This window comes from Pseudomonas sp. PA-4-8C, from assembly GCF_021606625.1.
Taxonomy (GTDB): domain Bacteria; phylum Pseudomonadota; class Gammaproteobacteria; order Pseudomonadales; family Pseudomonadaceae; genus Aquipseudomonas; species Aquipseudomonas lactis.
On the sequence record NZ_WKCD01000382.1, the window covers coordinates 1 to 4,139 of the forward strand.

General features: G+C 52.2%; 6 protein-coding genes. 2 read left to right on the forward strand and 4 right to left on the reverse strand.

The annotated features are described in order from the left end of the window. On the forward strand, positions 1–375 hold a 375-nt coding region (locus tag GIW04_RS28555; protein ID WP_236479450.1), incomplete at its 5' end, for an SOS response-associated peptidase family protein. On the opposite strand, the gene GIW04_RS28560 is transcribed toward GIW04_RS28555, so the two are convergent. The 3 genes from GIW04_RS28560 to GIW04_RS28570 all read right to left on the reverse strand — a co-directional run bounded on the left by GIW04_RS28560 (position 362) and on the right by GIW04_RS28570 (position 2,610). Further along, positions 362–868 carry a lysis system i-spanin subunit Rz gene (locus GIW04_RS28560; RefSeq protein WP_236479451.1) on the reverse strand — a complete coding sequence of 169 codons (507 nt, stop codon included), beginning with the start codon at positions 866–868 and terminating at the stop codon, positions 362–364. The two genes, GIW04_RS28555 and GIW04_RS28560, sit on opposite strands and share 14 nt — an antisense overlap. Then, entirely contained in the window at positions 868–1,293 is a 426-nt protein-coding gene (locus GIW04_RS28565; RefSeq protein ID WP_120249064.1) for a cell wall hydrolase, read from the reverse strand. Before GIW04_RS28565 ends, GIW04_RS28560 begins: the two co-directional genes overlap by 1 nt. A 114-nt stretch (positions 1,294–1,407) precedes the next feature. Beyond that, on the reverse strand, positions 1,408–2,610 hold the full coding sequence (locus tag GIW04_RS28570) for an SGNH/GDSL hydrolase family protein (RefSeq protein WP_120249063.1): 1,203 nt from the start codon (positions 2,608–2,610) through the stop codon (positions 1,408–1,410). Positions 2,611–2,750: 140 nt separating this feature from the next. Between GIW04_RS28570 and GIW04_RS28575 the strand changes: the two genes are divergently transcribed. Beyond that, positions 2,751–3,836, forward strand: a complete 1,086-nt coding sequence (locus GIW04_RS28575) for an acyltransferase family protein (protein WP_120249062.1) — start codon at positions 2,751–2,753, stop codon at positions 3,834–3,836. 55 nt (positions 3,837–3,891) lie between these two features. Here the strand turns inward: GIW04_RS28575 and GIW04_RS28580 are convergent. Beyond that, on the reverse strand, positions 3,892–4,139 hold a 248-nt coding region (locus GIW04_RS28580), incomplete at its 5' end, for a hypothetical protein (RefSeq protein ID WP_236479452.1).

Here is a 4,139-nt window from a genome sequence, read left to right on the forward strand (position 1 = left end):
GAGTGGGTGGATGAAGGCGGCCCAAAAAAGCAGCCCTACCTGATCCGCCGCCGCGATGGTGCACCGATATTCTGTGCTGCTATCGGCCAGCTACCTGGCGCAGACGAAGGCCCAGGCGAGCATGATGGCTTCGTGATCATCACCGCCGACAGTGCCGGGGGCATGGTGGATGTCCACGACCGTCGTCCCGTGGTGCTGACACCTGACTTGGCCAGGGAATGGCTCGACCCGGCCACACCCAAGGAGCGCGCAGAGCAGATGGTGCTGCACCAGGGCGAGCCGGCCGAGGTATTCGAGTGGTTCAAGGTCGACACGGCCGTGGGCAACGTGCGGAACAAAGGGCCTGAACTGATCAAGCCTATCAGCGCACAATAGCCCGCACGTACGCCTGGCAAGCACGCAATGCAATTATGGCGTCGTCCCCGTCATCTGTGATTCGGATAATTCGTTGAGCATGCGCTGGGTCAAGTTTGGCTCGACGGGCTGCATGAACCACGCTGCCGGTGCCGGGGGTGGCAGGCACACTGCAGCCACTGGCTGAATCCGTGGCGTCGAGAAAGACTGACAGCCGCACATCAGCAGTAGCAAGCTGGTCACGCAGGCGAGCCTGGTTGCGTTGAGCATCGGAAAGTTCCTTGAAGTGTTGTTGGTCGGCGCTGGTGGTGCGCTGTTCGGCAGCCCAGCGTTTTCCCCGCTCGGTGCTGACCTGGGCGGCGGCGGCATTGCTGATCGCGGCCAGGTCATCCTTGTGAAGGCCGGCCTGCTCAGCCAGCCTTTCGCCAAGGTGCCAGGCCTGAACCTGCCAGGCGCCACCAAACCCGATGGCCAGGGCCAGCAGGATCGCGCCAAGAATTTGCCCAGGCGTCATCACGGCACGTCCTTGAAGAAGACATGGTGACCCAGGCGCAGCGTCTGCGTGGCCTTCGCCGCCCAGGCCGGGGCCTTCGGCATTGTCGTTGCGTAGTAGTGCGTGGCCCCGCCGGTTGGATCCGGTACCGCACCAGACATCACCTGGTCAGCCGCACGCTGGGCCTGGGCGAACTGGGCCGCCGGGATCTGCTTGGCACCGCTCAGGTAGGCGTAGTTCGAGTCGTTCTGGTTCCAGCAACTGAACTGCCAGGGTTTGAGGCACACACCGGCATAGCCCTCGCCCCACCAAGACTTGGCCTTGCCATCGAACACACGGTTGCGGATGGTCCAGGCCACGGCGATCTGGCCGGCCAGACCCTCGCCACGGGCTTCGCCGTACAAAGTCCGCGCCAGGATATCCCGGTCTTTCTCGGTTGCGTTCATGCTTTTCTCCAGACGAAAAAAAGCCCGCTCAGTGGCGGGCAATATGTTTTGGTTGGCTTAATTAGATGAGCTGGCTCTTTACTTTATGTTCAATTCTGGCGTTCCACTCAAGGTTCATCGCGGCTCTCGATCAACCTGGTATCGAGCATCTGGCTTGTAACCGCTTCCCAGCTTCACTCCAGGGAAAGCCTTTTTCCTGATCTCGTCATAGATCAACTGGCCGCCCTCTATGCTCGCGTGCACATCGTCATGGCGCCACTTCGCTGGATCCAGCCCGCTGAGCAGTTCGTAAAGGTCGACAAGCTTGCAATCGTATTGCTGCGATACCTGCTGAGCTGCATTCAAATACCCAGCCGCATCAGTCCTGTTGGGGTGGTATTTGCTAGGTGTAGCTGTGATGAGTACGATTTTAGCGGATGGCTTCAATGCCCTGACCTTCTGAACGAACAGTTCAAGATTTGCCTTGAAGGTCGCTACAGGGATGTTCAGGCCAATATCATTAGCGCCGATCTGATAGAAGACCAGGTCAGGCTTGTACTGACCAACCATGTTGTCGAAGTCGTCCAGCACTTGCTGGCTCGTCCACATTCCGTGGCCCGTCATGTGCACTGATGGTTGCGTGAGCGATACGCCTACAATTTGCACCGCTGCAGGCGATCCGTCATTGCTTGCCGGGACAATATTCTTGATGACCACCGACCCGCCAGCCTCCACGGGGATTCCGTCAACGTTCAGTTGATATCTGCCACGATAGAAATTGTCATCACCCTTGAGGCTAACAGTGCGCTGATAAACCCCGTTGCTGTAGATGTCAAATTTGGCGATGTTGGTGAAGTCTGAAGCGCCCGTGAAGAACATCAGACGAGCCACGCCAGGATAATCTCCACCCACACCCTTGATAGTGATCACGCTGTCTTTGTTTGGGACGAGATACGTCCTCATTCGTCCATTGAATGGGGATCCGTATAGGCCATTGACGTTGCGATGAGGGGTGACCCCCTTGGTGACCTCGTATGACAATGTGTCGCCCAAGCGAAATCCATCGGCCGAGGAGTAAAGGGTGTCCCGCGTCATGTGACCCCAGCTCGCCAGGCCATAAGGGTTTTTGTAAGCGTAGTCAGCTGGCGCCAGAGGCTCGAAGCTATCGAACTCAAAGGAGTTGAATGATAGGGAATCCCCAGTAATCACAACGCTGTAGCCATCCTCAAGCTTAAAATCGCTCTCTGGAGCAGTGCTATTTTTGTACCACCAAGCAGCAACAATGACGGCGACGAGAAGGCTAATTATGCCTCCGTAAAACACACTGCTTTTACGCATCGAATCGATCCCTGCGAAATAAAATCAATATTATCATTTCAGATGAATGGTATGCACGCTCAATCGGTTCGGACGGATGCCCAAATGACTAGTAGACTCCTGAATCCTATACGCCACCAAAATAACAGGAAAAGGATTCCATGGCACACAGCAAAAATATTAACTACATGCCCAGAGTTGATCATCTACGCTTTTACGCGGCGTCTCTAGTTATCCTGGTTCACACTTACATAGTCTCAGGCGGTGCCGAGTCCAAAAATTTCTTTATGTTCATGATAATGTATGGAAGCACTGGTGTAACTTTATTCCTTGTCCTGAGCGGCTTCCTGTTTACGCTGATAGCAGAAGGAGGAAAAAAGGAACTCAAATACTCCTCCTTCATTCAAAACAGAATTCTTAGGGTTTTCCCTCTTTTCCTGGTTGTTGCATTCACCGCAATGGCAATACACCGAGACACCGCAACCTTTAACGACTTTCTATCAATATTCCTTTTCAGCAATATTGAAAGCTCTCCAACAATGAAATTCCTAGGCCCTACATGGACAATTGCTGTAGAGCTTCAATTCTACCTGATATTTCCATTTATCATGGCTTTTGTACGAAACTTCGGAAGACGGTACGTGTTTGGTTTGTTGGTTTTCTGGATACTGTGGAGAACATTAATACTTTACCAAGTCAACCCAATGAGCGGAGCCGCCGTAGACAACAATTTTTATTACATGACTATCATCGGAAGGCTTGACCAATTTCTGATTGGCATAATTTTCGCGTTCATTTATATTGATTACAAGAAATACTTTGCAAGCTTTCCTGTACTTGTCCTTTCAATATTGGGCGTTTTCTCAATGACATACTGGCTTCCAAATATAGGAGCCTGGTACTCTCCTTGGCCGGACAAGTCGATAATCGGACTATTAGAACCAATAGCTTGGGGATTCTTAGTAATATCTTACCTAAGCAGCGACTTCACAAAGCTAACATTTGTAAGCGGAATCGTAGCAGCACTCGGAGAGCTTAGCTACTCGGCGTACATAACGCACGGCCTAGTAATTGACGCAGTGATCAAGAACAACTTATGGATTACATTTACTGACGGTCAAAACACCAACGCCATTCTTAATGGTCTGCTCATTATAATTCCTGCAGTCCTGGCAGTGTCGTGGTTGAGCTTCAACTTTATTGAGAAGCCGTTCCTTTCACTCAGAAAGGCGTACACAACCAAATAGGCATGAGGCCTTTCGGCCTCAGCACTATCCTCTACTCGCTACAGAACATAGCGAACTACCCGAAAATAACAGTCATGTATACACCGGCAAGCTGTGCCTTTGCTGTCACTAGGGCGGGCGGGTTATTTAGCATATTTATTGCTGTGTAGGTAACGGCCCCAGAAAACCCAAATGAGTTTGGACGAGCTACGTAGTACTGAGTCGGAGGAGCTACCATAATAAACGCATCTGAGATCCTGAGACTTGCCGATGGTGTTAGGGTTATTTTCCCGTCTTCAGCCGTCTCCACCTTTATGTATTTCC

Excerpts from the sequence above, each read along its gene's own strand:
- GIW04_RS28560 (WP_236479451.1), bottom strand. The coding sequence starts at position 868 with ATGACGCCTGGGCAAATTCTTGGCGCGATCCTGCTGGCCCTGGCCATC.
- GIW04_RS28565 (WP_120249064.1), bottom strand. The coding sequence starts at position 1,293 with ATGAACGCAACCGAGAAAGACCGGGATATCCTGGCGCGGACTTTGTAC.
- GIW04_RS28570 (WP_120249063.1), bottom strand. The coding sequence starts at position 2,610 with ATGCGTAAAAGCAGTGTGTTTTACGGAGGCATAATTAGCCTTCTCGTC.
- GIW04_RS28575 (WP_120249062.1), top strand. The coding sequence starts at position 2,751 with ATGGCACACAGCAAAAATATTAACTACATGCCCAGAGTTGATCATCTA.